Source organism: Amantichitinum ursilacus, assembly GCF_001294205.1.
GTDB classification, from domain to species: Bacteria; Pseudomonadota; Gammaproteobacteria; order Burkholderiales; family Chitinibacteraceae; genus Amantichitinum; species Amantichitinum ursilacus.
This window is the reverse complement of sequence record NZ_LAQT01000001.1, coordinates 434,914-461,199: the sequence shown is the minus strand read 5'-3', so window position 1 is coordinate 461,199 and position 26,286 is coordinate 434,914. Positions and strand designations below refer to the sequence as shown.

Annotated in this window: 16 protein-coding genes; 5 read left to right on the top strand and 11 right to left on the bottom strand. The window is 61.0% G+C overall.

What is annotated here, in order from left to right; genetic code table 11:
• Nucleotides 1-62: 62 nt before the first annotated feature.
• Nucleotides 63-650, bottom strand: a complete 588-nt coding sequence (locus WG78_RS01895; RefSeq protein WP_053936075.1) for a TMEM175 family protein — start codon at nt 648-650, stop codon at nt 63-65.
• A 244-nt stretch (nt 651-894) separates the two neighbouring features.
• Between WG78_RS01895 and WG78_RS01890 the strand changes: the two genes are divergently transcribed.
• Nucleotides 895-2,553 carry a hypothetical protein gene (locus WG78_RS01890; protein WP_053936074.1) on the top strand — a complete coding sequence of 553 codons (1,659 nt, stop codon included), beginning with the start codon at nt 895-897 and terminating at the stop codon, nt 2,551-2,553.
• A 48-nt stretch (nt 2,554-2,601) separates the two neighbouring features.
• On the opposite strand, the gene WG78_RS01885 is transcribed toward WG78_RS01890, so the two are convergent.
• Nucleotides 2,602-3,087: a GNAT family N-acetyltransferase gene (locus WG78_RS01885; RefSeq protein ID WP_053936190.1), complete on the bottom strand. Its 486-nt coding sequence runs from the start codon at nt 3,085-3,087 to the stop codon at nt 2,602-2,604.
• 312 nt (nt 3,088-3,399) lie between these two features.
• Between WG78_RS01885 and adhE the strand changes: the two genes are divergently transcribed.
• Both adhE and WG78_RS01875 read left to right on the top strand, forming a co-directional pair.
• Entirely contained in the window at nt 3,400-6,066 is a 2,667-nt protein-coding gene (gene adhE / locus WG78_RS01880) for a bifunctional acetaldehyde-CoA/alcohol dehydrogenase (protein ID WP_053936073.1), read from the top strand.
• Nucleotides 6,067-6,125: 59 nt separating this feature from the next.
• A complete protein-coding gene (locus tag WG78_RS01875; RefSeq protein ID WP_201782324.1) occupies nt 6,126-7,067 on the top strand; it encodes a DMT family transporter in 942 nt (313 codons plus the stop codon).
• A gap of 38 nt (nt 7,068-7,105) precedes the next feature.
• Here WG78_RS01875 and WG78_RS01870 read toward each other — a convergent pair whose 3' ends face one another.
• The 3 genes from WG78_RS01870 to WG78_RS01860 all read right to left on the bottom strand — a co-directional run bounded on the left by WG78_RS01870 (nt 7,106) and on the right by WG78_RS01860 (nt 13,962).
• Nucleotides 7,106-9,205, bottom strand: coding sequence for a DUF6600 domain-containing protein (locus WG78_RS01870; protein ID WP_152969018.1), 2,100 nt, complete (start codon nt 9,203-9,205; stop codon nt 7,106-7,108).
• A 323-nt stretch (nt 9,206-9,528) separates the two neighbouring features.
• Nucleotides 9,529-11,445 (bottom strand): ATP-binding cassette domain-containing protein, encoded by a 1,917-nt coding sequence (locus WG78_RS01865; RefSeq protein ID WP_053936188.1) that lies wholly within the window; start codon nt 11,443-11,445, stop codon nt 9,529-9,531.
• A gap of 147 nt (nt 11,446-11,592) precedes the next feature.
• The gene (locus tag WG78_RS01860) at nt 11,593-13,962 is read right to left on the bottom strand and encodes a DUF1631 family protein (protein WP_053936071.1); all 2,370 of its coding nucleotides are present in this window, start codon (nt 13,960-13,962) and stop codon (nt 11,593-11,595) included.
• A 353-nt stretch (nt 13,963-14,315) separates the two neighbouring features.
• Between WG78_RS01860 and WG78_RS01855 the strand changes: the two genes are divergently transcribed.
• Entirely contained in the window at nt 14,316-19,049 is a 4,734-nt protein-coding gene (locus WG78_RS01855; RefSeq protein ID WP_161805052.1) for an NAD-glutamate dehydrogenase, read from the top strand.
• Nucleotides 19,050-19,303: 254 nt separating this feature from the next.
• Here WG78_RS01855 and WG78_RS01850 read toward each other — a convergent pair whose 3' ends face one another.
• Nucleotides 19,304-20,230 carry an NmrA/HSCARG family protein gene (locus tag WG78_RS01850; protein ID WP_053936069.1) on the bottom strand — a complete coding sequence of 309 codons (927 nt, stop codon included), beginning with the start codon at nt 20,228-20,230 and terminating at the stop codon, nt 19,304-19,306.
• 99 nt (nt 20,231-20,329) lie between these two features.
• On the opposite strand from WG78_RS01850, the gene WG78_RS01845 reads away from it, so the two are divergent.
• Nucleotides 20,330-20,731, top strand: coding sequence for a winged helix-turn-helix transcriptional regulator (locus tag WG78_RS01845; RefSeq protein WP_053936068.1), 402 nt, complete (start codon nt 20,330-20,332; stop codon nt 20,729-20,731).
• A gap of 96 nt (nt 20,732-20,827) precedes the next feature.
• On the opposite strand, the gene WG78_RS01840 is transcribed toward WG78_RS01845, so the two are convergent.
• The 5 genes from WG78_RS01840 to WG78_RS01820 are packed head-to-tail and all read right to left on the bottom strand — an operon-like array spanning nt 20,828 to nt 26,285.
• Complete coding sequence (locus WG78_RS01840) at nt 20,828-22,123, bottom strand: BatD family protein (RefSeq protein WP_053936067.1); 1,296 nt, start codon at nt 22,121-22,123, stop codon at nt 20,828-20,830.
• The gene (locus tag WG78_RS01835; RefSeq protein WP_053936187.1) at nt 22,120-23,757 is read right to left on the bottom strand and encodes a VWA domain-containing protein; all 1,638 of its coding nucleotides are present in this window, start codon (nt 23,755-23,757) and stop codon (nt 22,120-22,122) included. The genes WG78_RS01840 and WG78_RS01835 overlap by 4 nt, the downstream gene beginning before the upstream one ends.
• The gene (locus WG78_RS01830; RefSeq protein ID WP_053936066.1) at nt 23,757-24,791 is read right to left on the bottom strand and encodes a vWA domain-containing protein; all 1,035 of its coding nucleotides are present in this window, start codon (nt 24,789-24,791) and stop codon (nt 23,757-23,759) included. The genes WG78_RS01835 and WG78_RS01830 overlap by 1 nt, the downstream gene beginning before the upstream one ends.
• Nucleotides 24,778-25,308, bottom strand: a complete 531-nt coding sequence (locus WG78_RS01825) for a DUF4381 domain-containing protein (RefSeq protein WP_053936065.1) — start codon at nt 25,306-25,308, stop codon at nt 24,778-24,780. Before WG78_RS01825 ends, WG78_RS01830 begins: the two co-directional genes overlap by 14 nt.
• Nucleotides 25,305-26,285, bottom strand: coding sequence for a DUF58 domain-containing protein (locus WG78_RS01820; protein ID WP_053936064.1), 981 nt, complete (start codon nt 26,283-26,285; stop codon nt 25,305-25,307). The genes WG78_RS01825 and WG78_RS01820 overlap by 4 nt, the downstream gene beginning before the upstream one ends.
• Nucleotide 26,286 lies beyond the last annotated feature (1 nt).

Here is a 26,286-nt window from a genome sequence, read left to right as displayed (position 1 = left end):
ATACAACATGCATTCATTCGAAGGCGCATCGCTGGCTTACGCGCCATCAGTATTCTCACCATTCAAAGCGCGCCATGTTCGCTCAGAATTTTCTCGATGCGCCGGTCCGGCACCAGCCACCAAGCTGCCGCGCCGATGTAACAAAGTACCGACCCCAGCGGCCAGACAAAGGCCAGCACAATGCCGGCGATATAGATGCCGACCGAGACTTTTCCTTTCACGTCGCAACGCACAGCCCGCGCCAGTGTTGATTCCTGGCCATGTAGACGGATCAGGATTTGCGTGAGGATGAAATACGCAATGGCGCACATCGCCAGTACAAAACCATAGCTGGCCAGCGGCCACGCGGCCATTTCGCTTTCGTCCACCCAGCGCGTTACTGCGGGCAGCAGCGACAGCCAGAACAGCAAATGCAGATTGGCCCAAAGCACCGCGCCATTGACGGATTTGGCAGTGTGGAACAGATGGTGATGATTGTTCCAGTAAATGCCGACGTACATAAAGCTGAGCACATAAGCCAGAAACACAGGAATCAGCGAGCGCAACGCTGCCAGATCAAAGCCATGTGGCGAGTGCAGTTCCAGCACCATAATCGTAATGATGATGGCGATGACGCCATCGCTGAATGCTTCCAGTCTGCCTTTACCCATCTACACCTTCTCTCTTCGTTCACCAAAGCCAGCAATATAACGTCGACGGCCGAGACATGCCTCCTCCGCGCGACCAGGCGGGGGCAGTCGGGCAGCATCAAAATTACTTACAAAATTAAAAATGCCTGCATCAGCTTGACTTCAGCATCAGGTTTTCCGATAACACGTAGCACAACTAATTGAACCTGCTCGACGGGCGCCGCTGCCAGACGGCGGATTCTCCATTCTTTTCCGGAATTTCATCATGACCAGCCGTCGTACCCTATTGAAAGCGTTGCCTGCGGCAGCCATAGCCGCCGCTTTTTCCAAACATGCCTTTGCCGCAACTGGCCCGCAGGACATTCCTGCAGGCACCGTGGCCAACTGGACCGTAGGCGTCAACACAAGCACTAACCTGCGCCCCATTCCCGACAGCATGTTTGGTTTTAATATGCCGTGGCTCTCATTTCAAAACGGATTCACTTACACTGACACCGCTACCGGCAAGCAGCGCGTTTATCAAGATGTTATTGATATGTTGAGCCATTTCCCTGGCGCCAATTATCGCTATCCGGGTGGTACACCTTCCAACAATTTCAATTGGAATCAGGCGTGGGGCGCATCGCGCGCTACCCAAAGTTGCCCAGGGGTGGGCAATGGTCAGGCCTTGTTTGGCATTCACGAATTGATTGATTTTGTCATTCAGGTGGGTGGCAAACTGATTTACACGCTTAATTTGCCCGGTTACGGCAGCACGCCCGACACGGTGCAGAACCGTGTTGATGACATCGCATTACAAGTACAGGCCATGTACGACTATATGGATTCACTGGGACATGGCGATTTGATTGACTACTGGGAATTGGGCAACGAGCTGGAATACACGTATAGCCAGAGCTTCTGGACGGCGCAAAATTATGCCGCTTATGCGGGCCCGATTTTCCAGAAAATAAAGCAGATCCGCCCCACCGCCAAAGTGTATGTACAAGCCATCACTGACGGAGGCAACAGCGGCATCACATGGCGCGGCACTTGGGATGCCGATGTAAAAAACCTGCTAAAAACCAACTACGGGGTGACGCCCGATGGCGTGGCAATCCATGCCTATTACGACCGCGCGCCCAGTTCGAGTAACTGGACCGGCTTGTCGATTCCGGCCGTCAACAATGTGCTGGCCAAGTCAGTTAACGCCTGGAATCCAGCAGGTTCCACTGACCCAATCATTCCATTTGCCGTTTCTGAGCATGGGCTGCAAGGTTATGGTGCCTCTTCCGACGTGCCGTATTGGCCGCTAAGCAGCGCAGGCATGGGTGCCATAGCGACTGCGGATTTCCTGCTTGATTTGATCAACAATAATCTTTATCCCGAGAAGAACATTTTCCGTTCCGCCACTTATCACGCGCTGGAAAAAGGCGGCCCGTGGGAATTGATTCATTTCGGCGCCAATAACACGTTCGTTCCATCGGCGACTTATGTTGCATTGCTGTGTTTGCGACAGGGCATGCGCAGCCAGATGATCAAGGCCACGGGCTGGGCCTCTGGTTACGACCAGGTAGGCACATGGGGCACCCCTGTAACAAGCGGCTATTGGTATTTGCCTGGCGTTACGGGGGGCGGATATCCATATAAATACCGCCTGATCGGCACACAGAAGGATGACCTGACCCAAGGCACAATCCTGGGCGTTAACCGCATGGACCAGCCCGCCTACCTTAGCGTTGCGGGCTTCATTCCGACTTCCAGTGCGAAAACAATTACCGTACATGTGGTCAGTGGGCTGGATCAATACCGAGACAACCCGGCAGCCTCTCCTGCCGTTGCGATCAGCACGCTAGGCCCCTATGACAGCACGCAACAACGCTTGGGTGGCCCGTTGATTTTCAATATTCCGGCTTATTCGGTTTTCTATATCGATTACGTTTAAACCGTCAGCAATCAAAGGCCCGTACGGGCCTTTGATTTTGATTGCCGCTCAGATCGCCGAGCTGCGCCGTTCCAGCAGCACCACATTGATCCAGCGTCCGTGCAACTGCCCTAGCCTCTCGCGCACGCCCACAATGCGAAAGCCCGCATTGGCGTGCAGGCGCAAGCTGGCGGCGTTGGATTCGAAAATGCCAGCCTGTAATGTCCACAACCCCGCGTTTTCGGATTCGACGATCAACGCGTCCAGCAGTTTTCGTCCCAGCCCCAAGCCGCGTGCGGCGGCGGCGATATAAATACTGACGATAGCCACACCGCGATACACGTGGCGTGCCGAGTACGGCGATAGCGCCGCCCAGCCTTGCAGTACCCCGTCATGCAAAATGACAAGCCGACAGCCCGGCAAATGCGCGGCATCAAATGCGGGCCACGTGGGCGTTGCAATTTCGAAGGTGGCGGTGCCGGCGTCGATGCCTTCGCGATAGATGGTCTCGACGGCGGGCCAGTCCTGTGCGGTCATTGCGCGGATATCGATCATGCGGTGGGTCCCCGTCGAGTTTTGTAAACACAGATGCGCGATTTTGCGATAGCACGCCGCCATGCGGCAATGCGCTCAAAAAATGTAGCCGGGCTTACAGCGGCTACATCTCAAGGGCCTTGCTCCAGATCAACATCCAGGCCGAATTCGTAAGCTACCTTGCCATTCATCCCGCTCTGCTTGTCGGACACCGCTGGCGCGTAAATGGGAATGCCACTATTCAACAACTTACGCCGCCACTAGTTGACAGATGCCAACAGCATAAGTCTCGATAATTCAAGGCAATCACTTTTCAAGTCTCAGGAGCTCATCATGGCCGTAACGAATGTTCAGGAACTGGATGCACTGGTTGCTCGGGTAAAGAAGGCGCAGCAGCAATTCGCCACTTTTTCGCAAGAACAGGTGGACGAGATTTTCCGTTGCGCGGCGCTGGCTGCCGCTGATGCGCGTATTCCGCTGGCCCGCATGGCCGTCACCGAAACCGGCATGGGCGTACTCGAAGACAAAGTGATCAAAAACCACTTCGCCTCTGAATACATCTACAACGCCTACAAAGACGAAAAAACCTGCGGCGTGCTTGAAGTTGACGCGCTGTTTGGCACCATGACCATCGCCGAGCCGATCGGCATTATCTGCGGTATCGTCCCCACCACCAACCCCACTTCCACCGCCATTTTCAAGGCGCTGATTTCGCTTAAAACCCGTAACGGCATCATCTTCAGCCCGCACCCCCGCGCCCGCAAATCCACCTGCGAAGCCGCGCGCATCGTGCTGGAAGCTGCTGTGGCTGCAGGCGCGCCCAAAGACATCATCGGCTGGATCGACGCGCCGTCGGTGGAGCTGTCCAACGCGCTGATGCATCACAAAGACACCAACCTGATCCTCGCCACTGGCGGCCCCGGCATGGTTAAAGCGGCCTATTCGTCGGGCAAGCCCGCCATTGGCGTGGGCGCAGGCAATACGCCGGTTGTGGTCGACGAAACCGCCGACATCAAGCGCATGGTGGCCTCGATTCTGATGTCCAAGACCTTCGACAATGGCGTGGTTTGCGCGTCCGAACAGTCGGTGATCATCGTTGACGAAGTGTACGAACAGGCCAAAGACCGCTTTGTGCGCGCTGGCGGTTATGTACTCAACAAAAAAGAAACCGAAGCCGTGCGCAAGGTCATTCTGGTTAACGGTGGGCTCAACGCCAATATCGTCGGCCAGTCCGCTGCACGCATTGCCGAAATGGCCGGCATCACCGTGCCGTCATACACCAAAGTGTTGATCGGCGAAGTGGCTAGCGTGGGCGATGAAGAAGCGTTTGCGCACGAAAAACTGTCACCGACGCTGGCAATGTATCGCGCCAAGGATTTCTACGATGCGGTCGAAAAGGCCGTCGCGTTGGTGGCCCTGGGCGGCATCGGCCACACCTCGGCGCTGTATACCAATCAGGACATGCAGGATGAACGCATCGCCTACTTTGGCGACAAGATGAAAACCGCGCGCATTCTGATCAACACGCCGTCGTCGCAAGGCGGGATTGGCGACTTGTACAACTTCAAGCTGGCGCCGTCGCTGACACTGGGCTGCGGTTCGTGGGGTGGTAACTCGATTTCGGAAAACGTGGGGCCCAAGCACTTGATCAACAAGAAAACCGTGGCCAAACGCGCCGAAAACATGCTGTGGCACAAACTGCCGAAGAACATTTACTTCCGTCGCGGGTGTCTGCCCTTTGCGCTGCGTGATCTGGAAGGCAAAAAGCGCGCTTCCATCGTAACCGGTAGCTTTCTGTTTAATAACGGTTATTGCGACGAAACCATCCGCATCCTCAAGCAAATGGGTATGGAAGTGGAAGTCTTCTTCGAAGTGGAAGCTGACCCGACGCTGGAAGTGGTGCGTAAAGGCGTGCATGCGCTGAATGTGTTCAAGCCCGATGTGATTATCGCGCTGGGCGGTGGCAGCCCGATGGATGCGGCCAAGATCATGTGGGTGATGTACGAACACCCGGAAGTCCATTTTGAAGATCTGGCGTTGCGCTTTATGGATATCCGTAAACGCATCTACAAGTTCCCGAAAATGGGCATCAAGGCAGAACTGGTGGCCATCCCCACCACGTCCGGCACGGGTTCCGAAGTCACCCCATTCGCCGTGGTTACCGATGAAAAAACCGGTACCAAATATCCGATCGCGGATTACGAGCTGACCCCGAACATGGCCATTATCGACGCCGATCTGGTGATGGATATGCCCAAGTCGCTGACAGCCTTTGGCGGTATCGATGCGGTGACTCACGCCTTGGAAGCTTATGTGTCCGTCATGGCCAATGAGTATTCCGACCCGCAAGCGCTGCAAGCACTGACCTTGTTGAAGGCGTACCTGCCGTCGTCGTATGCCAATGGCGCCAACGATCCGCGTGCTCGTGAGCAAGTGCACAATGCAGCCACCATCGCTGGCGTGGCGTTTGCCAATGCCTTCCTGGGTGTGTGCCACTCGATGGCGCACAAGCTGGGCGCCGAGTTCCATCTGGCGCACGGTCTGGCCAATGCGCTGCTGATTACCAACGTAATCCGCTATAACGCCGTGGATATCCCGACCAAGCAAACCGCATTCAGCCAGTACGATCGTCCGCAAGCCAAGTGCCGTTATGCCGATATCGCCGAGCATCTGGGCCTGGGTGGCAAGGATGACGACGAGAAGGTGGAAGCGCTGATCGCATGGGTGAACGAGCTGAAAAACGTATTGGGCATCCCCGCTTCGATCCAGGCCGCTGGTGTGCCGGAAGCGTTGTTCCTGTCCAAGCTGGATGAAGTGGCAGAAGAAGCCTTTGATGACCAGTGTACCGGCGCTAACCCGCGCTACCCGCTGATCTCCGAGCTGAAGCAACTGCTGCTGGATAGCTACTACGGCCGCACTTATGTAGAAAGCTACGAACGCGAGCAGGTTGAAGCCGTGGTGGCCAAGGCCCAGGCCGCTGCCAAGGCTGCCGCCAAATAAGCAGCAAGGTGTAGCAAAACTGGCAACACAAACGCCCCGATCTATTCGGGGCGTTTTTTATGGCTGGCCGCACCCCGGACGATGCCGGTAGCATGCTGCGCTTTAGCCACGCCGCCACCGCCATGATCCTGTCCCGCTTCGCGCCCGTCGCCCCCATGCTGTTTGTTTTGCTATGGAGCAGCGGCTTTATCGCCGCCAAGCTGGGTCTGCGCTATATCGCGCCGTTTCATTTCCTGGCACTGCGGTTTGCCTTGGTGCTGCTGATTTTGCTACCACTGGCACCGCTACTGAACGTACGCTGGCCGCGTGGCCGTTTGCTGATGCATGCCGGCATCGCCGGGTTGTTAACGCAAACGCTGTACTTTGTCGGCGTGTTTACCGCCTTGGGCGTCGGCATGTCGGCGGGCACCATGGCGCTGATTGCCGGATTGCAGCCGATCGTCGTTAGTGTGCTGGCTACGTTCTGGCTGCCGGAGCGCCGCAGCACGCGGCAATGGGCTGGATTGCTGCTGGCTTTGCTGGGCGTGCTTCTGGTGGTGGGTAACAAGCTGGGCAGCGGCGTACTCACGCTGGGTGGCGTCTTGGCGGCGGTGACGGCGTTGTGTTCGATCAGCGCGGGCACGGTCTATCAGAAGCGCTTTTGCGCCTCGGTGGATTTGTTGGCGGCGTCGGCGATTCAGTGCGCGGTGTCGCTGGCCGTGATTGCGCCGTTGGCATGGGCCACCGAAGCCGCGCGCTTCGATCCGCATCCCGCGTTCTGGCTGGCATTGGCGTGGTTGGTGCTGGTGGTGTCGATCGGCGCGATTGGCATTTTGCTGTGGCTGTTACGCCATGGCGAAGCGGGCAAAGTGGCCAGTCTGTTCTTCCTGGTGCCGCCAGCGACCACCTTGATGGCATGGCTGATGTTTGCCGAGCCACTCACTCTGCCCATGTTGGGCGGTACCGCGCTAGCCGTGATTGGCGTGTGGCTGGCGGTAAAAACGGCGCCCGCTCGCAGCTGAGCGCGCGCCGTCTACGCCTGGATTTCCGCTCAGCGAGTTCATTGTGACTGGCGTCTTTCCTCATGTTGCTGACGTTCAACATGCGGATGCGGCGGCTCGTTATGCGGGCGCGTTTCCGCAGGCATACGTTGCTGCACCGGTTGCGCTTGTGAGCGCTGCGGTTGTGCAGCGGGGGCTTGCCGCACCGGCTCAGGCGGGCGCTGCATGCGCTCTGGCTGACGCGCCTCTGGCTGGCGCGCGGCCGGTTGTTGCTGTGGTTGTTGCTGTGGTTGTTGCTGCGGCTGCTGCACATTGGCCGGCTGCCGCGGCGCTTCTTGAACATGCGGATGCGGCCCGCCCTGGTGCACGCGAATGGGCTGCTGCTGCGGTTCACCCACTTGCTGCGGCTGGCCCTGACGCACGGGCTGCCCCGGCTGGAAGCCCGATTGTTGCGGCGGATGCGGCACGGCCTGCGGTGCGGCTTGCTGCGACTGCGGTTGTTCGCGTATCACTTGCTGCGGTTGCTGCACCTGTTGCGGTTGCTGCTGTTGCGGCTGCAGCACGCGCGGATTCACCCAGCCCGCCGGTTGAGTGCGCGTGGTCTGGTTGGGTTGATTCGGCGGCGGTTCGAGCTGGCCACGTTCCTGACCGCGCCCCTGCCCACGCTCATCTTGCCCACGTTGCGGCGCCCGCCCTTCGAACCCGCGCTGCGGCTGCCCGCCCTGCTGCACCTGCCCCGGTGGCGGCGCTTGCACGGTGCGCGGCGCCTGCGGTGCGGGGCGCGACACCACTACGGGCGGCGGATTATGTGCCACCACGGGCATCGGCGCCGGCCGACCACCGCGCATGGCGTCGTTGCCCGGCCGGATTTGTGGCGCATTGCCAAAGCGCGCACCGCCCAGATCATGCAAAGGCACTGGGCGATAGCCGCCCTGCACGGGCCGTCCTTGCGCAAAATTAGCGGCCGTTGCGGTTGAAATCGCGTTTGGAATATTGCTGTTGATATACACCGGCTGATTGATGTTCTGGTTCAGCACGGTGTGGTTGTACACCACGTTGCGATTGGCATTGGCGATATAGCGCGGGCTAGCGGCATAAGCCGGACGCCATTGCTCGCCCGGTGCCAATGGAATCCACGCCACGCCCGGGCCACCGTGCGGATCACGCCCGTGCACCGGCGAATGTCCACTAAACGCCACCAATGCGGGCGCATACACCGGCCGCACCACGCGCGGACCCGGCACCCAACACCAGCGGCTATGCCAGTAAGCCCAGCGGCCATAATGGAATGGCGCAAAACCCCAGGGCGCATCGTCCACCCAGGTCCAGCCCCACGGGTTCACCCACATCCAGCGGCCATAACGATACGGCGCCCAGCCTGCCACCACCGTGGTCGGCACCCACACCGACCCATAATCGGGCGTGTCTTGCCATGTGCCATTGCTATCGAGCGCTTCATAGCCCGTCAGTTCACGCGATACATAACGCGCCGAGGTCGAAGCCTCTTCGCGCTGGTCGCTTTGCGCAGCCCATTGGTCAAAACCATCCAGCGGCGGGCGCGTTTCCACGGCCTGCTGCGCCAGATCCTGCCCCGCATAAATCACGCGTTCACCGGCGCGCAGCTGATAACTATTGCTGGCCGCCCCCACCGCCGTGCCGCTGCCCTGCCACACCGTAATACGCGTGGTCAGATGCGCGGGGTCGACGTCGACGCGATAGCTGCCCGGCTCTTCAATCACAAACGCCAGGTCGGGCGTGGCGATTTCGACATGCTGGCCTTCGTAAATGGCACGCACGCGAAACTGCGCGCTGCCCTGGTTCAGCCGTAGTTGTAATGCCTGATCGTTTAATGCGAGAAAGGCGGCGCTGGTGTCGGCGCCCAAGCGGATGGCCGTGGAGCCGACATGTAATTCGGCCCGCGCGTTTTGATCCACCCACAGCTGGTCGCCGGCGGTCATGGGTCGATTCAATGGCGCGTAGGCCCAATCATTGCTGCCCGCCGGCGCAAAGGTGACAGACCCTTGCACTTCATTCAGCCGCGCCACTTCGGCGGGCGGGTCATCGGCGATTGCGGGTTGGGCAAGCGCAAGCAGCACGCTGCTGACCAGCAGCAGGCGACGTAAAAAAGGTCCGGACTTTGTAGATGTAGTTTTCGGCATAAGGCACCTCATGCAGTGGATGCTATGCCTATTAAACGCCCGCTTCTGTCGTGCGGTAGATGACAAAAGCGTAAGCGATGTCACCGCAATGTGACAAAATGTGCGACGCCGTGTCGCCAGACACACATAGGGTGGGACTTGGCGTCCCCGTCAAGACCCACCCCTCAAAGCCAAGGAGAAGCACACAGCCGGACATTTCTCCACGGCTTTATCTGGCGCGATCAAGCCACCCCTCAAAGCGCTGATTTCCACGTACTGCAAAACGGGCAAACGGCTTTGGAGGGTGGGTCGTGACGGGGACGTCAGGCCCACCCCATGCGGCGTCAGCCGTTGGCGGCCGCTTCCAGCGCTTCGATCTCGTCGGTGATCTCCAGCCACTCCAGTTCCAGCGCATCCATCTGTGCTTTCACTTCGGTTTCGCGTTTCAGCGCGCTTTGCAGATCATTTTTGCGCTCGGGCAAATAGATGGTCTCTTCGGCCAGCGTGGCCGCCAGCTTTGCGTGCTCGGCCTGCAGCGGCGCCATCTGTTTTTCCAGCTTGGCCAGTTTCTGCTCCAGCGGCTTGCGTGCCGAGGCCAGTTTCTGCCGCGCTTCTGCCTGCGCGCGTTTTTGCGCTTTGCGGTCGACAAAGCCTTCCGATTCGCGCAAGGCGCTTGCCTGCTCGCTGCGTTTTTCCTGGCTGTAACGCGTGTAATCGTCCAGATCGCCATCAAACGGCCGCACATTGCCGTTTTCGATCAACCAGAAATCATCCACGCTGGCGCGCAGCAAATGCCGATCATGCGATACCAGAATGATTGCGCCTTCAAAATCCTGCAGCGCTTGCGTCAGCGCCTGGCGCATCTCGATATCCAGGTGATTGGTCGGCTCATCCAGCAACAGCAAGTTGGGCTTTTGCCAGATCAGCAAGGCCAGTGCCAGGCGTGCTTTTTCGCCACCTGAAAACGGCGCCACTGGGGCCGAGGCCATATCGCCGTGAAAATCAAAGCCACCCAGAAAGTTGCGGAATTCCTGCTCACGCGTCATCGGGTCCAGCTTTTGCATATGCCACAGCGGCGATTCATCCAGCCGCAGCGCATCCACCTGGTGCTGGGCAAAGTAACCAATTTTCAGACCCTTGCCTTCCACCCGTTCACCCGCCAGCGGGGCGTTTTCGGCCGCCAGCATTTTGATCAGCGTGGATTTACCCGCACCGTTCACGCCGAGCAAACCAATCCGTGCGGATTTTTCCAGGCTCAGATTCAGGCCCTGCAGAATCGGCGATTCAATCGCGTAACCGGCAGCGGCATTTTCGATGCGTAACAAGGGGTTAGGCGTCGAGACGGGCTCGCGAAAGGTAAAGTGAAACGGCGAATCAATATGCGCCGCTGCAATCACTTCCATGCGCTCCAGCGTCTTGACGCGGCTTTGTGCCTGGCGCGCTTTGGAAGCCTTAGCCTTAAAGCGATCCACAAACGATTGCAGATGGGCGATTTCGCGTTGCTGTTTCTCGTAAGCCTGTTGTTGTTGCGATAGCTTCTGCGCGCGCTGGTTTTCAAAGTCGGCATAAGTGCCGGTGTACAGCGTGGCTTGTGCGTTTTCGACGTGCAGAATGCCGTTGATGGTCGAATCCAGAAAATCACGATCATGCGAAATCACCAGCAGCATGCCGGGATAAGTGCGCAACCAGTCTTCCAGCCAGACCACCGTTTCCAGGTCCAAATGGTTGGTCGGCTCATCCAGCAGCAGCAAGTCAGAACGACACATCAGCGCTTGCGCCAGGTTCAGCCGCATGCGCCAGCCACCCGAGAAATCCGAGACCGGCTTTTGCATTTCGGCTTGCGAGAAACCCAGCCCCGACAGCAAACGCGAACCACGCGCCTGAGCGGTGTAACCGTCGATGGCGTCGAGCTTGGCCAGCCATTCGCCGTGCAGCATGCCGTCGCCGTCTTCCGCACCATGCAGGTCCAGTTGACGCTGGATTTCGCGTAATTCGGTATCGCCATCCAGCACGTATTCCAACGCGCTGACGGGCAAGGATGGGGTTTCCTGGGCCACGTGGCCGATGCGCAAGCGCGGCGGCAATTCCACGTCGCCCGCATCGGGATGCAATTCGCCGCGTAGCAGCGCAAAAAAGCTGGATTTACCAGCGCCATTGGCGCCAACGACGCCAACTTTGCTGCCGGGATAAAGCGTCAGATCAACGCGATCGAGCAAAACTTTGGTGCCACGGCGCAGCGTGAGGGATTTAAGTCGAATCATGGGCCGCATGATACAGGAAGGCCGCCGCGGCCAGGCCGACGCGAAGGCCGTTTTGCCGATAAAAACGCGGCCTGCGCGGCGCAAACAAAAACGGCGCCCCAGGCAGGACGCCGTTTTTAACGCTAGGGCCGTTGAATTGCGATTGGCTTATTGCACCAGTTGTTCTTTCAGCTGGTTCAGTGCGCGCTCGGTGGCCGATTCGTCGGTATTCAGACGTTGCAAACGGCCGCTGGCCAGATGGGCTTCCACTTCGGGGCGCGTCAGCGCCAGGCCGTTTTCACCCTGGCGATTGGTAAACAGATAACGCGTACCCAGCGGGCTGATCCAGGACAGACGCAGACGGCGTTCGTGGCCATCGTTATCCAGCCAGTTCACCCACTCGCCGCGCGCCGGAATATGGCTATCGAGGTCTTCGGCAGGCTCTTCATATTCCACCGTACCCGACGCCACGACGTCATGCGCCGCCACCGACACCGGCGTCACCACTGCCGCCACAATCGGCGAGGCCGGGGTGGTGACCGGGGCGCCAGCCAGCGTCTGGCCAGGCACCGCCGCATTGAGCGGAGCAGCAGGTTGCGCCGCCACGGCCGCCACCGGCGAAATTTGTGCCGGTGGCGCTGCAGCCGGAGCCAGCGCTGCCGCAGCGGCCGAACCCGGCGCGGGATTAGCCGGCGCCAGCGGGTCCAGCGCGGCCTGACGCAAACCGTTGCGGATGGCCGCGGCGTGGCAGTTCACCAGCTCGGAGAAAAACGCTTTCGACGCATCCGACGGCATCCCTGCCGACGTCGCGCCATGCTCCAGCACTTTCAGCATGCTGGGCAGCAGATTGACCAGTTGCAGCCGTTCTTCCGGGCCGCGCTTGGGCGCCAGGCTCCAGATCAGATCGTCCATGGCTTTCTGGCGCAGCACGAATTCTGCTTCCGCTTCGCCATGCGGGCCCCAGGCATTGGCCAGCGCCGCAGACCACCACGTGCCCAGAAAATCGGACACCAGCAGCGGTACTTCCGCCGCACGTGCCAGTCGCGCCTGCACCAAGCTTTCAGCGGTGGCCGTGGCCAGCTCGGAGACTTCGTGGCGCAGCAGATCTTCGGCCGCCTGGTTGGCGCGCAATTGCGCCAGCTCGTCGGCATCGGCCAGAAAACGTTTGATATCGGCCAGCGCGGTATCAAACACGCCCACTTCGTCTTCAAAGTGCGTGTTGATCCAGCTGACCACATCGTTGAACTTGGCAAAGGTCGGATCGGTATCGTCCGGCTCGCCCTGCCAGTCGCGGAACGAATCTTCCAGCAAGTCAATCAGTTGCCGCGCCGGATGCGATTTACGCGCAAAGAAGCTGCCGTCCAGCAACGAGACCTTCAGTACCGGAATCTGCAAACGCGCCAGCAAGCCCTTGATGGCGTTGGGCAGACGTTCGTCTTCAAACAGCCGGTCAAACAGCATCGACACCAGATCAAACGTCATGGTGTCGACGCGGTTCAGTTCATTTACCCAGCGTGTGCTCCGCAGTACCGACAACAGGTTTTCGGGCAGGCCGGTACCTTGTTGCGCCGCGCCCGGCGGATCACGCTGCAGGTTATCCAGAAACGAAAACCACTCGGGTCGCAACGACGAGCGCGCTTGCGCTTGCATATTGCCCGCGGCCAGCTGCTGCAAATGCGCCGCCAGCTCGGGCGTCATCATGTAGCCCTGCTGGCCTTGCTGGCTGCTGGCGCCGTACTGGCCCGGATATTGATTGGGCGCATAACCCTGGAATTGATCGTTGCCCTGCCCGGCCGCCATACCCGCATCGGCATTCGCTTGTTGCGCATTCGGATCGTACGGCGCCTGGCCCGGCGCACGGCCGCGGTTCAGCACCGCACGGTGGCTGACGGGTTGTACGTTTTCCTGGATCAGGAATTGATTGAGGTGCTGATAAACCTGCGTTACCTGATCCGACAATTCGGTCTCAAAGGCACGCATGGCGGCCAGACGCGCGCCGATGCCGCTTTCAAACATGCGGCAGGCGGCCATCACGGCCTCCGCAATCGCATCGGGGCTCAGCGGGTTGCTGGCCGATGCGTCGCGGCTGTCCGGCATCAAACGCGCCAGACGTTGTTCCAGCTGGTGCAGCGTATCGCCGCCCTTGTTCTTCAGCGAATCCGCCACGTGGCTGGCGGTCAGGCTTTCTTCGTAATCGTCATTGGCCACCAGGCTCAGTTCGCCCAGCGCCTTGTTCACCGGATAGAAACCCGCCTTACTGTGATTACCCTGCAAGCGCTGGTTAAACGTTTCCAGAAACTGCTGCCGGAAAGCGCCCAGGATGGCGTTCTTTTTCGATTGCGCTTCAGCGCGGGCGGCAAAGTAGGTATCACGCAACTGCATGTCATGCGTGTCTTCGGCCAGATCAAAAAAGGTGGCTTCAAGTTGCGTAAAGAACCCTTCCAGTGACTGGGTAAGCAGCTGTAGCGCCAGGTCGCGGCACGCTACCAGCGTGTCGCCTGGCGGCGCAGTAGTCTTGTAGTTACGGGCGGGGGTCATGCAACTCTCCGTTTGGACGTTCTATAGGCAGGTTACGCCACATATTAGCGGCTAGTGATATTGGAAAGCCATACCGCCTGGCGCGCCGAATGGTGTTTTCATCGGTGTCCGATTGCGGCCCCGGGCGCAACCAGGTCGTCACCTGGTTTTGCCGCCTTGGGTACCACCTGGTCATACGGCCGTCGCCATGCCCTAGCACGCCCGGCAAAGTACAGCCGTTCAGGATGTTCCCTAATGGGGATTCCACCTGTTGGCGCGCTTTAAAAGGCGGGTATAGAGTCGGCCTGGCATCACGGCACATCACAAAAATACCTCGTTACACGACAGCTCTGCTTCGATCAAGGAAGGCTGAAATGACCACGAATACACCTCTCCCGGCGCAACACATCGCCACCCCGGAGAGCCTCGGCGCATTGGTGCCGAGTGAACTGCGAGAATTGCTGTTCGCATATTACGCTGATTTGCCCTATGAAGATTACTCTTCTCGTCAGCCCGTCGACTGGACGGGGGCATTCCAGGCGCATATCAGACTGGGGCAACAACGCCAGCCGCAAGAAACGCTGCTGCGCGTCTACAACCCCACCCCGCCCGACCACGGCTGGCAGTCCAGCCACACGGTGGTGGAGCTGATTACGCCCGATATGCCGTTCCTGGTAGATACCGTTGGCATGGCATTAGCCCGGCTGGGTTATACCGTGCATCTGGTGCTACATCCTGTGTTGCATCTAACACGCAACGCACAAGGTGATGTAGTCGACACGCAGGCCGGACAACCCGAATCCTGGATGCATTTTGAGATTGACCGCGAGAGCGATGCCTCCGCTTTACGGCAGATCGAACAAGAAATCCGCATGGCGCTCGAAGCGCTGACCACCGCGGTGGGCGACTGGCCCGCCATGACGGCGCGCATTGCCCAATGCCGCCAGCAACTGCAGCACACCCCACCGCCGCTACCCAGCGCCGACGCGGGCGAAACCCTCGCCTTTATCGACTGGCTGCTGGACGATCATTTCGTCATCCTGGGCTGCCGCGACTACCGCTTTAGCGATGACCGCCAGACGCTGGAAATCGAACCCGGCTCCGGCCTCGGCCTGTTGCGCGATGAAGGCGTCGGCGGCCCGTCGCGCACCTATGCCGCGCTCACGCCCGAACTGCGCCAGGTGGCCTATACCGCACAGTCGCAACTGATCCTGACCAAAGCCGACACCCGCTCGATCGTGCATCGGCCGGTTTACCTCGATATGGTCTGCATCAAGCAGATCGACGCGTCAGGTGTGGTGGGCGAATTGCGCATCATCGGCCTGTACACCGCCAGCGCTTACACCCAGCCGCCACGCGATGTGCCGGTATTGCGCCGCAAAATCGATGCCGTATTGCAAGACAGTGGCGCCGATCTGGCCGGCCATCGTGGCAAAGCGTTATTGAATGTGCTCGACACCTATCCGCGTGACGAGCTGATGGAAACCAGCGAGCCCGATCTGCTGCGCATGGCCATTGCCGTGGTCGGCCTGCACGAACGCGCTCGCGTGCGCCTGTTCTTCCGCGAAGACATCTATCGCCGTTATGTGTCTGCGATGCTGTATGTGCCGCGTGACAACTACACCACCGAAGTGCGCATGCGCGTGCAGCAATTGCTGCTGGACAAAATCGGTGGCGAAAGCTGCGAATTCAATGTGCTGCTCAACGATAGCCCGTTGGCGCGCATCCACTTTATCGTGCGCTTGGGCCACGCCGGCCCGGCCGACTACAACCCGGCTGAAATCGAAGCCGAAGTCGCCGTCATCGCACAGCGCTGGCCCGACGAGCTGCGCGCGCAATTACTGCAACACAGCGGCGAGGAACGCGGCTCGACCTTGTACCAACGCTATCAACGCGCTTTCCCGGCGGGCTATATGGCCGACTTCGCCGCGCGCGTCGCGGTGTACGACATCGATATGCTGGAAAACGCTGAACGCCATGGCGCGATGCAGGCCTCGCTGGCCCCGGCCAGCAGCAGCGACACGCGCATGTGGCGGCTCAAGCTATTTAATAACAGCGATATCGCCATTTCCGATTACACCCCGCTGCTGGAAAACATGGGCGTGCGCGTGCTGGACGAGCGCCCCTATGTTTTGCGACTGGAGCAAGACCGCAAAGCGTGGATTATCGATATTGGCATCCAGTTGCCCGCCGCCGGTGCGCTGGAAGACGCCGCCGCGCGCGATCGCGTGTTGCACGCCTTCCGCGCCGCGTTTGCCAATGCCTGCGAAAACGATCCGTTCAACAAACTGGTGCTGCAGGCCGACCTCAGCTGGCGCGACGTGGTCGTACTGCGCGCCTACGCGCGTTATCTCAAGCAGATCAATTTGCGCTATGCGATTGAAACACTGGCCGATTGCCTGCTGCATCACGCCGATATCGCACGGGATCTCAGCGCGCTGTTCCATGCGCGCCTGAACCCCGAAACCGCCGATGACGTGGCCGCCGAAGCGATCAAGGCGCGCTTGCAATCCGCCATCAGCGCGCTGCCCAGCGTGGACGAAGAAAAAATCCTGACCGGCTTTGTCGCCGCCATCGACGCCACCTTGCGCACCAACCACTTCCAGCGCGATGCGCACGGCCAGCCTAAAGCATGGCTGTCGTTCAAGGTGGAATCGGCGCGCGTGCCCGGCATGCCGCAACCGGTGCCGCTGTATGAAATCTTTGTCTACGGCACCGAAGTCGAAGGCGTGCATTTGCGCGGCGGCAAAGTGGCGCGCGGTGGCTTGCGCTGGAGCGATCGGCGCGAGGATTTCCGCACCGAAGTGCTGGGCCTGGTCAAGGCGCAGATGGTCAAGAACACGGTGATTGTGCCGGTCGGTTCCAAAGGCGGCTTCGTGGTCAAGAACGCCCCGGCCGAGCGCGATGCGCTAATGGTCAAAGGCGTGGAATGCTACAAGACCTTTATCCGCGGCCTGCTTGATCTGACTGACAACCTGGTGGAAGGCAAAGTCGTGCCGCCCGCGCTGGTGCGCCGTCGCGATGAAGACGATCCCTACCTGGTGGTCGCGGCCGATAAAGGCACCGCCACCTTCTCCGATATCGCCAATGGCCTGGCCGCCGAATATGGCTTCTGGCTGGATGACGCGTTCGCCAGCGGTGGCTCGGTGGGTTATGACCACAAAAAGATGGGCATTACCGCGCGCGGCGCATGGGTGTCGGTGGAGCGGCATTTCCGCGAGATGGGCGTGGATGTCTCGCGCGACGCGTTTACCGTAGCCGGTGTCGGCGATATGTCAGGTGACGTGTTCGGCAACGGCTTGTTGCGCAGCACCGCCACCAAACTGGTCGCCGCGTTTGACCACCGCCACATCTTTATCGACCCCAACCCCGATGCCGCGCTTTCATTTAAAGAACGTGAACGCATGTTTGCGCTGCCGCGTTCGTCCTGGGCCGATTACAACGCCGCGCTGATTTCCGAAGGCGGTGGCGTGTGGCCGCGCACGGCCAAAAGCATTCCACTGTCGCCGCAGATGAAGGCGTTGCTGCAAGTCGAAGATAACGCGCTGGAACCCAACCTGCTGATCCAGGCCATCCTGAAAGCACCGGTTGATCTGCTCTACAACGGCGGCATCGGCACCTACGTCAAAGCCAGCAGCCAGAGCCACGCCGACGCCAGCGACCGCGCCAATGATCCGGTGCGCATCGATGGCCGCGAGCTGCGCTGCAAGGTCTTTGCCGAAGGCGGCAACCTGGGCATGACGCAATCGGGTCGCATCGAATACGCGCTGCACGGCGGCCGCATCCATACCGATGCGATTGACAACTCGGCGGGCGTGGATTGCTCCGATCACGAGGTCAATATCAAGATTCTACTCAACCGCATTGTGGCGGGCGGCGATCTGACGCAAAAGCAACGCAATAGCGTGCTGGCGGATATGACCGAAGACGTCGGCCGCCTGGTGTTGCGCGACAACGAACTGCAAACGCTGACCTTGTCGCTGGAGCACGATCAGGCGCGCTCGCTGTTGCCCGTGCATCAACGCTTTATGCAGCGCATGGAAGCCGCGGGCAAATTGTCGCGGCGTCTGGAATATCTGCCCACCGACAGCCAGTGCCTGGAGCGCCAGCAAACGCAACAAGGCCTGACGCGCCCCGAGCTGGCCGTACTGCTGGCCTACGCCAAGATCGTGCTCAATAACGATCTGCTGGCCAGCGACCTGCCCGACAACGCGCGCTGGGATGCACTGCTGGCGGATTATTTCCCCGCCTTGCTGCGCGAACGCTTTAGCGGACGCCTGCGTGAACATCCGCTGCGCCGCGAAATCATCGCCACGGTGCTGACCAACCACGTGGTCAATCGCCAGGGCATCAGCTTTGTGTTCCGCCTCAGCGAAGAAACCGAACGCCATCCGGCCGCCGTCATCGACGCCTTTAGCCAGGCGCAGGCGCTGCTCGATAGCGAACGTCTGGCGCGCGCGGTGGAGCAATTGCCGCCTGCGGTACCGACGCGCGTGCAATACGCCATGCTGCAATTGCTGCGCCGGCAAACCGAACGCGCCACGCGCTGGGTGCTGCAAGCGGGCGAGCAAGACGCCGCGTTTATCGAGGCCGTCACGCACGCCTTGCAAGGCCTGGCCGACTGGCTGCGCCATCCTGAGCACAATCACGAACTGCGTGATGAATGGCTTAGCGCGGGCGTGCCGATTGGTCTGGCCGCGCAAGTGCTGGCGTTGGCCTACGCCGGGCCGGTGCTGGAACTGGCGCGCGATGCCGAACTGCGTGGCGCACTGGCCGAGCGGCTGCAGTTGTTCCTGCAATCGGGCGACGCGCTGGGCCTGAGTTGGGTGGCGCAAGCCATCGAACAATTGCCGCGCGACAACCGTTGGCAAGCACTGGCCCGCCTGGCCGCACGCGATGATCTACAGCGGCTGCATGCGGGGCTGGTCGACGCGGTGTGGAGTAAAGGCAGCGGCGAAACTGAAGCGCGGCTGGAAACCTGGATTGCGCAGCAAGGCGCATCGCTGGCGGCATGGCAGAAGATGCTGCAGGAACTGCGCGATAGCGCCCCGGACCTGGCGATGATCTCCGCGGCGCTGCGCGAGGCCAGAACGCGGTTTGCGATGTAATCGCGGCAGGACGCCAACCATGCCCGGGCTCACCCCCGGGCATTTTTTTGGGGGCCGAAACGTGATTGATGCGCCCCGATAAAAAACTTTGGTATAGCGCGTTAGCCGTCGCTCCAGTCCGCGAATGCGCGGGCAACCTCCGCTTGGGGCGGCCCGCCCTGGCCCGTTCGGGCATCCAGCGGCCCGGGCATAACCAGAATGTGCGTTGCCCCTTGCGGGGTAATGCACCCTACGGCGGCCCGTTATGCTCCAGCCTAGCCGTGCCCGTAGCCCCACCGCCCGGCCTGCCCCAACGCTGCGTGGAACGCTGCCTTGCCATCCCCGGCCAGCCACGTCGCAAACGACTGTTGCTGCGGGTTCAACGCCCGCAACGCTGCCAGATCAGCGCGCCCCACCAGACGCCCGTTATCCACCAGCGCCGTCAATTTCGCCAGAAACGCATTCCCCGCCAACACCTCCTCGCTGAAGCGCGCATAGCGGATCGGATGGCCGGCTGCGGCGGTGAACGCGGCTTCCAGATCGCGGCCGGTTAACATGTCGCTGGCGATCTCCAGCGTCTGGCCGGCCCAGCGTCCGCGGTCGGCAAAGATCGCCGTCACGTATTTGCCGATATCGGCCACCGCCAGCAATTGCATCGCCTGGTCCGGCTGCACAAAGAAGTTGAACTGCCCCTGGTCCAGCCCAAAACCCGGCATCACCAGCATTTCCATAAATGCAGCGGGCCGCACGATGGTGGCGGTGATCGGCAACGTGCGGATATGCGCCTCGATGCGCGCCTTGCTGTCGAAATGGCCCATGCCGGTGGGCGTATCGCCGACTGCGTCAGTCGAGCTATACACCAGATGCTGCACGCCCGCTTCCAGCGCCAGATCGGCGATGGCGCAGCCGTAGCGCTCTTCCTCTTCGTCGCTAATGCCCAGCAACGGCCCCATGCCCGAACTCGGCTGCACGCTGAATACGCCATACGCGCCGGTCATTGCCGCACGCAGCGAGGCCGTATCGGCAAAGTCACCTAGCACGATTTCCGCACCGGCGGCGCGTAAGGCGCTGGCCTTGTCCGCCGCCGGATCGCGCACCAGCGCGCGCACCGGCCGACCGGCCCGCAACAACGCCACCGCCACCGAACCACCCTGTTGCCCCGTTGCCCCAAAAACCAGAATCGGCTGCTTGTTTTCCGTCATGTCACACCCCTGCGCTGAATAAGGGTTACGAATATATACTCACGAAAAACCGGCCGGAAGACGGCACATTTCTTAGCCTCAGGCACAAGGATGATACGTATGCAGAAGATGATTAACGGGCGGCCGTACACCGAAACCGAGGACGGCCCGCGCTTTAAACCGTGTGCGCCCAACGGCGTGCTGGCGCGGCTGGGCGATAAGTGGACCATCCTGGTGTTGTCGCACCTGGCCATTGCGCCCGGTTACCGGCTGCGCTTTTCCGAGCTCAAACACGGTATCGAGGGCATTACCCAACGCATGCTGACGCTAACGGTGCGCAATCTGGAACGCGACGGCTTGTTGCTGCGCCACTACTACCCGGAAGTACCACCGCGCGTGGAATACGAGCTGACCGAGATGGGCGCGAGCATGCTGCCGGCGCTGGAAGGGTTTACTTCATGGATCCGCGATAACTGGCCGCGCATAGAACAATGCCGTCGTAACTACGACGCCGAACAGTAAGTGCATAGGGTGGGTCAAGACCCACCATTCAAAGCCGCCGAGAAGTATGCGATGGCAAATCTCTCAACGGCTTGGGATGGTGGGTCTTGACCCACCCTATGGGTTCAGCGCGGGTAAATACGTTGCGGTTGTGGCCGGGTGCAGCAAGCGTTTGCGGGCGCTGCGGGTGGCCTGGCGCAGGGCGGCGATGTCGGCGTTGCCGGCGGTGGCGCCGTACCATGCGGTGAAGGCCGGGTCGAGGTTGATGCCCGCTTGCGCTGCAGTTTGCCCCGGCGCGGCCAGCGCCAGCCATGTGTAAAGCGCCGTCACCATCGCGCCGCGATCGCGTCCGCGCAATGCGCGCTGCAGACGTCGCCAAGCGGCGGCTTCGGAGAGGGTGTGACGATGACGCTGACTGTGCCCGGCGCGCCATAGCCTGCGTAGAAGTCGCCATATTCGCGGCAGCAACCACGCTGCAATCAACACGCCGATCAGCGCATAAGCCACTTGGCGCGCCAGCGTCCACACATCAATGTGCTTGATGCGATCAGGTTTGGGCGCCGAGGCCTCCTGCGGCAGCGCCAATAGCGGCTTGTACGCCGCCACCGCCGCCACACTGAAGTGCAGTGCTGGCAGCGTGGCTTTACGCAGCTGGTTGCCGCGCGTATCCCACCACGCAATCTCGACCCCCGGCAGCGTGTAATCGCCCGCCTGTTGCAGCACATAGGTTGCGGCATCGGTGCGTTGGCTACCCAGAAAACCCACGCGTTCTTTGGTGATGTCCTGCAGCTTGGGTGGCTTGGGATAAACCGACAGCCCCTTGACGGCGCCAAACACGGTCGGCGGCAGCAGCATGGCCTGCACGCCGTCGGCGCTGATCGTCACTGTGCGGGTAAACGCGTCGCCCTGCTTCAGCCCCACCAGTTGCCGGTCCAGCGTCTGTTTGATGTCCAGCCGCGTGGTGCCCAGCGCGTTCTCCGCGCCCGGTGGCCGCGCCACCACCTTGACGCTCAGATGCAGTATGGGCGTCTGCGCCTTGACCGCGCCCACCTGGCCCACCTGCAGTTGCAGCACCACCGGCGGAATCGTAATCGTGCCGCCGCTTTGCGGCGTCAGCTGATAGGTGCGTGAAATGCCAAACCATTTCACTCCGCCAATCTCGACGTTGAAATTGGTGGCGTCGTCGCCGGGTGGGCTGGCAATCACGCCCGGAATATCCAGCGGCGGATACACCGGCGCAGCGGTAAACCAGTTGCTGGTCATGGCGTCGACCACCAGTTTGACCGGTTGCCCCGGCATCACCGGGCCCGCCGGTTCCAGATGCGCCCGCGCCATCGCCTGCCCGGCCGCGCCCGCGCTGCCCGCAAGCCCTAGCCACAGCAACACCAGTAACACTCGCAGCAGCCGCATCATGGCTTGCCTCCTGCGGCCGGTTGCTGCGCCTCAATCAAAAACTTCTGCCGCAAAAAGTCGGCAGGCGTGGTTTGCAGATTGCGCATCCACAGCTCGGCATTCAGCGCTTTCATCTGGCGCGCATCCAGCTTCACCACCTTGCCCTTGTCGCCTTTGTTATCAAACTTGATATCGTCGGGCGGCAGATCGGGTTGGTCGGTTTGCGGCTCGTCTTTGCTTTTTTTGGGTTTGGGGATCAGCGCTTGCACCAGCGCGCGATTGGCCTTGGCGGCGGCAAAATCCGGTTGCAGTTTCAGCGCGTTGTCGTACGCACCGATTGCATGCGGATAGTCACGCAAACGCGCATAGCAATTGCCCATCATCAGGTACGCCTCTGGCGTTTGCAGATGCGCAAACGCGGTCAGCGCCGCTGCGTTATCGCCGGCCTGATACCACGCCCAGCCTTGCCACGTCGGGTCGCTAAAATGCGTGGCCGCCAGCGCGTATTCGCCGTGCTCGTAATGCCAGCGGCCCTGCTGATCCGGCGTCAAAAAGGCATCGGCCAGCCAGGTTTTCAGGCGATGGCCATCCAGCAGCGGCAACTCCAGCGCATAAGCGCGCGGTGGCGTGGCCATGCCCAAACCCAGCGCCAGCAATACCGGCAACCAGCGCACCACCCAACCCCTGCGAAACCACCACAAAGCCAGCGCCAGCAACGGATAAATCAGGTAATAACCGGCCTCTTTCCAACGCACTTGCGCCTTGCGTTCTTCGGCCGCCTGCATATGGCTCAAGGCGCGACGCTGTACCCATTTGATGTCGGCGTCGTCCAGCGTCAGGCTGGCCAGCAGGATATCGGCTTTGCTACTCAATTGCTGCAAGGCGGCCAGATCAAAGCGCCCCTGAATGGGCCGACCGCCGCTATCCAGTGCTACGCGCCCGCCGGCGCTGCGCAATGGCCCGCCTTGCTCGGTGCCGACCGCCAGCACCAGCAACTGGGTACGCGTATCGCGCTTGGCAAAATCCTCGATCTGTTTGGTCTCAAAGCCATCGCTCAAGATCAGCGCTGTGCCCGCGGCGCTTTCTTTGGCCAGCAAGCGCCCGGCAATCTGCCACGCACTCCACGCCGCCTTGCCTTGTCTGGGCATCAGGCTGGTGTCCAGCGCATCCAGATAGGTATTCATGAATTCGGGATCATCCGTCGGCGGCACCACCAGATGCGCACTGCCTGCATACACCACCAGCCCCGTGCGCGAACCGGCGCGCGCCTGCATCAGTTCGCGGATTTTTTGCTTGGCGCGCTCCAGCCGGGTCGGCGGAATATCCACCGCATCCATGCTGCGCGACAGATCCAGCAACACCACCAGCGGCGCGGTGTCTTGCGAAAACGGCGGTGGTTCCTGTTCCCATGTCGGCCCGGCCGTCGCCAGCGCCAGCACGCTCAGCGCCAGTGCCGTCACATGCATCGGGCGCAAGCGCCACGGGTGATGCCGGTCCACCAGCAAGTTATTCAGCAAGGTCGGCGCAATCACGCCGCGCCAACGCCGGCGCGGGTCGGACAGCAAATGCCACAAGATCACCAGCAACCAGGCTGCCGGAATCAGATACAGGCAATACGGCCGCAAAAAATGGAAGGCGTCGAGATTGATATCCATCAGCGCGCCGCCTTTGCCGTCAGCGTGGCTTTGTCGGCCAACACCAGCGGCTTGCGCCACGGTCGCCGCGCCAGCGTAATCAGCAACATCAAGACGTGATAGCCCAACACCAGCGCGCCACACGCCAGCAAAGGCAGCCAGAACAAATCACGGCGTGGCCGATGCGACTGGCGCTTTACCTTGTCCGGCGTGATGTGATCGAGCGTGGCATAGATGTTTTCCAGCCCAGCCAGGTTCTCCGCTCTGAAACTATGGCCGCCGGTGGCCGCGGAAATTTTCTGCAACGCGCCCAGATCGACTTTGTCTTCGCCACTGGCGCGGATATCGCCAATGCCGATGGTATGGATGATCAGCCCGTTATCTTTGGCGATATCGGCCGCGCGCTCGGGCGGCAATTTGCTGGCGGTGTCATTGCCATCAGTCAGCAAGATCAACACTTTTTCTTTGGCCCTGGATTTCTCGGTCATGCGGATGCCCACGCCAATCGCATCGCCAATCGAGGTCTGCGGCCCGGCCATGCCGATCTGCAGCTCATCCAGCAAGGCCTTCACGCTGTCATGGTCCAGCGTCAGCGGCGCCTGCGGAAACGCGGTAGCGCCAAACACGATCAGGCCCAGACGGTCGTCCTTGCGCCGATCAATAAAGCCGCGCACCACTTGTTTAACCGCTTGCAAACGGTTGAGCCGCCGTCCTTGCGCATCGACAAAGTCTTTGGCTTCCATCGATTGCGACAAATCAATCGCCAGCAATAAATCGCGCGCGGCTTCGATGCGTTCGATGGGCGGGTCCACCCACACTGGCTTGGCCAGCGCCGTCACCAGCAGCGCCCAGCACAGGGGTGCCAGCACAAACTGCAACCAGTTGGCGCGCATGATCACCGCCCCCGCTGTGGGTGTCTGGCCCGATAGGCGCACCAGTTGCGCAAAAAACGGCATGCGTACGGCAGGCATGGTTTCGCGCCAAGCGGGCAGCAGCCACATCAGCAGCGGCAAGGGCAGCGCGGCAAACAGCCAGATGTGATCAAACACCAGCATGTTGCCGTCCTATCCAATGGCGCAGCTGGCGCAATAGCGCGCTGACTTCGGCCTGCGGCGGGGTCTCGGCGGAGTACGTCAGCGTCAGCAACCATTGCCCCGGCCCGGTGCTAAAGCGCTTGCGCCGATCATGCCCGTCCAGCCATGCCAACCACGCCGTGCCGGACAAGCTGGCCACTTGCGCTCGTGGCGCAGTCTGCAATGCCACGCGTTTAACCAAGGCGGGCAACCGCCGCAACGCTTCGGGTTGCGAGTGCTGCCATTCGGTTTCGATTTGCCTGAGTTCGGCCAGCGCCGCGCGCCGCCATGCCAAGGCGCGATAACGGCGGATGCAGCGCCACACCAGCCATGCCAACACGATGACGAGCAACGCCGCCAGCACCGCCCAGCCCCAGGTCTGCGGCGTATACGGCACCGGCGCGGGCATCGCCGCGTTCTGCAACTGCGCCAACACCGCCGAGGCATTCACCGGCACCGGCGTCGGGTCCGCCGCTACGCTGTGGACCAGGGCACTCATAACGGCACACTGCGCGCGGGCGCGGCGTTGCGGGCGATAAAGCCGCGCAGTTGTTCCAGCACGTCCAGATGCGTGCTCAGCGGCAGCAACGGCACGCCGCTACGTTGCAGCAAGGCAGCGACATCGGCCTGGCGTTGCGCAAAGTACTGCTCCACCGGTTGGCGCAAGCGACGCATATCCAGTTCGATCTGCAACTCGCCCTCAGTCAGCACCATTTGCCCGGCGCGTGCGGGCAGGTTTTGCAATAGCGGATCGGACACCAGCACGGCGACGACATCGTTATGTTCGGCCAGCGCGCGCAAGAGCTGGCGCGTGCGGCCGCTGGCGTCGGCAAAATCGCTGATTACGCACACCAGATGATCGTGATGCGCCACACGCAAGGCCGCCTCCAATGCTTTATCCAGCTGGCCGTCTTGCGGGCGCGCGCTGCTGGCGGCATTCAGCGCCTGGTTGCTGCGCACAATTTGCGCCAGCAAGGCCTGCACACGCTGGCGACTGCGCAAGGGCGCGATGGTATGGATGGCCACATCTTCAAACACGATGCCACCGACACGATCATGGGACTGCAGCGACAACCAGGCGGCCAGCGCCGCCAGTTCGGCCGCCGCCACCGACTTCAGCGCGCGTTGCGAGCCAAAAAACATATTGATGCGTTGGTCCAGCACGATCAGCGCGGGGCGGTCACGTTCTTCGGTATAGGTGCGCACCAGCGGCTTGCCGCTGCGCTGCGTGGCTTTCCAGTCGATATGACGTACATCGTCACCCGGCAGATAGCCGCGTAATTCTTCAAAGTTAAGCCCGCGTCCGCGCACGCGCGAAGCCTGGCGACCAGCCAGGATGGACGAGCGCGGTCGATAGGCGTGCAAGGCCAGGCCAGCCGCGCGTTGTTCCTGGCGCAACAGCCACGGCAAATCCACCCAGCTGCTGCCGATATCGGCGGCTTGCAAGACGGCGGCGGAGGTGGAGGCGTGACGCATG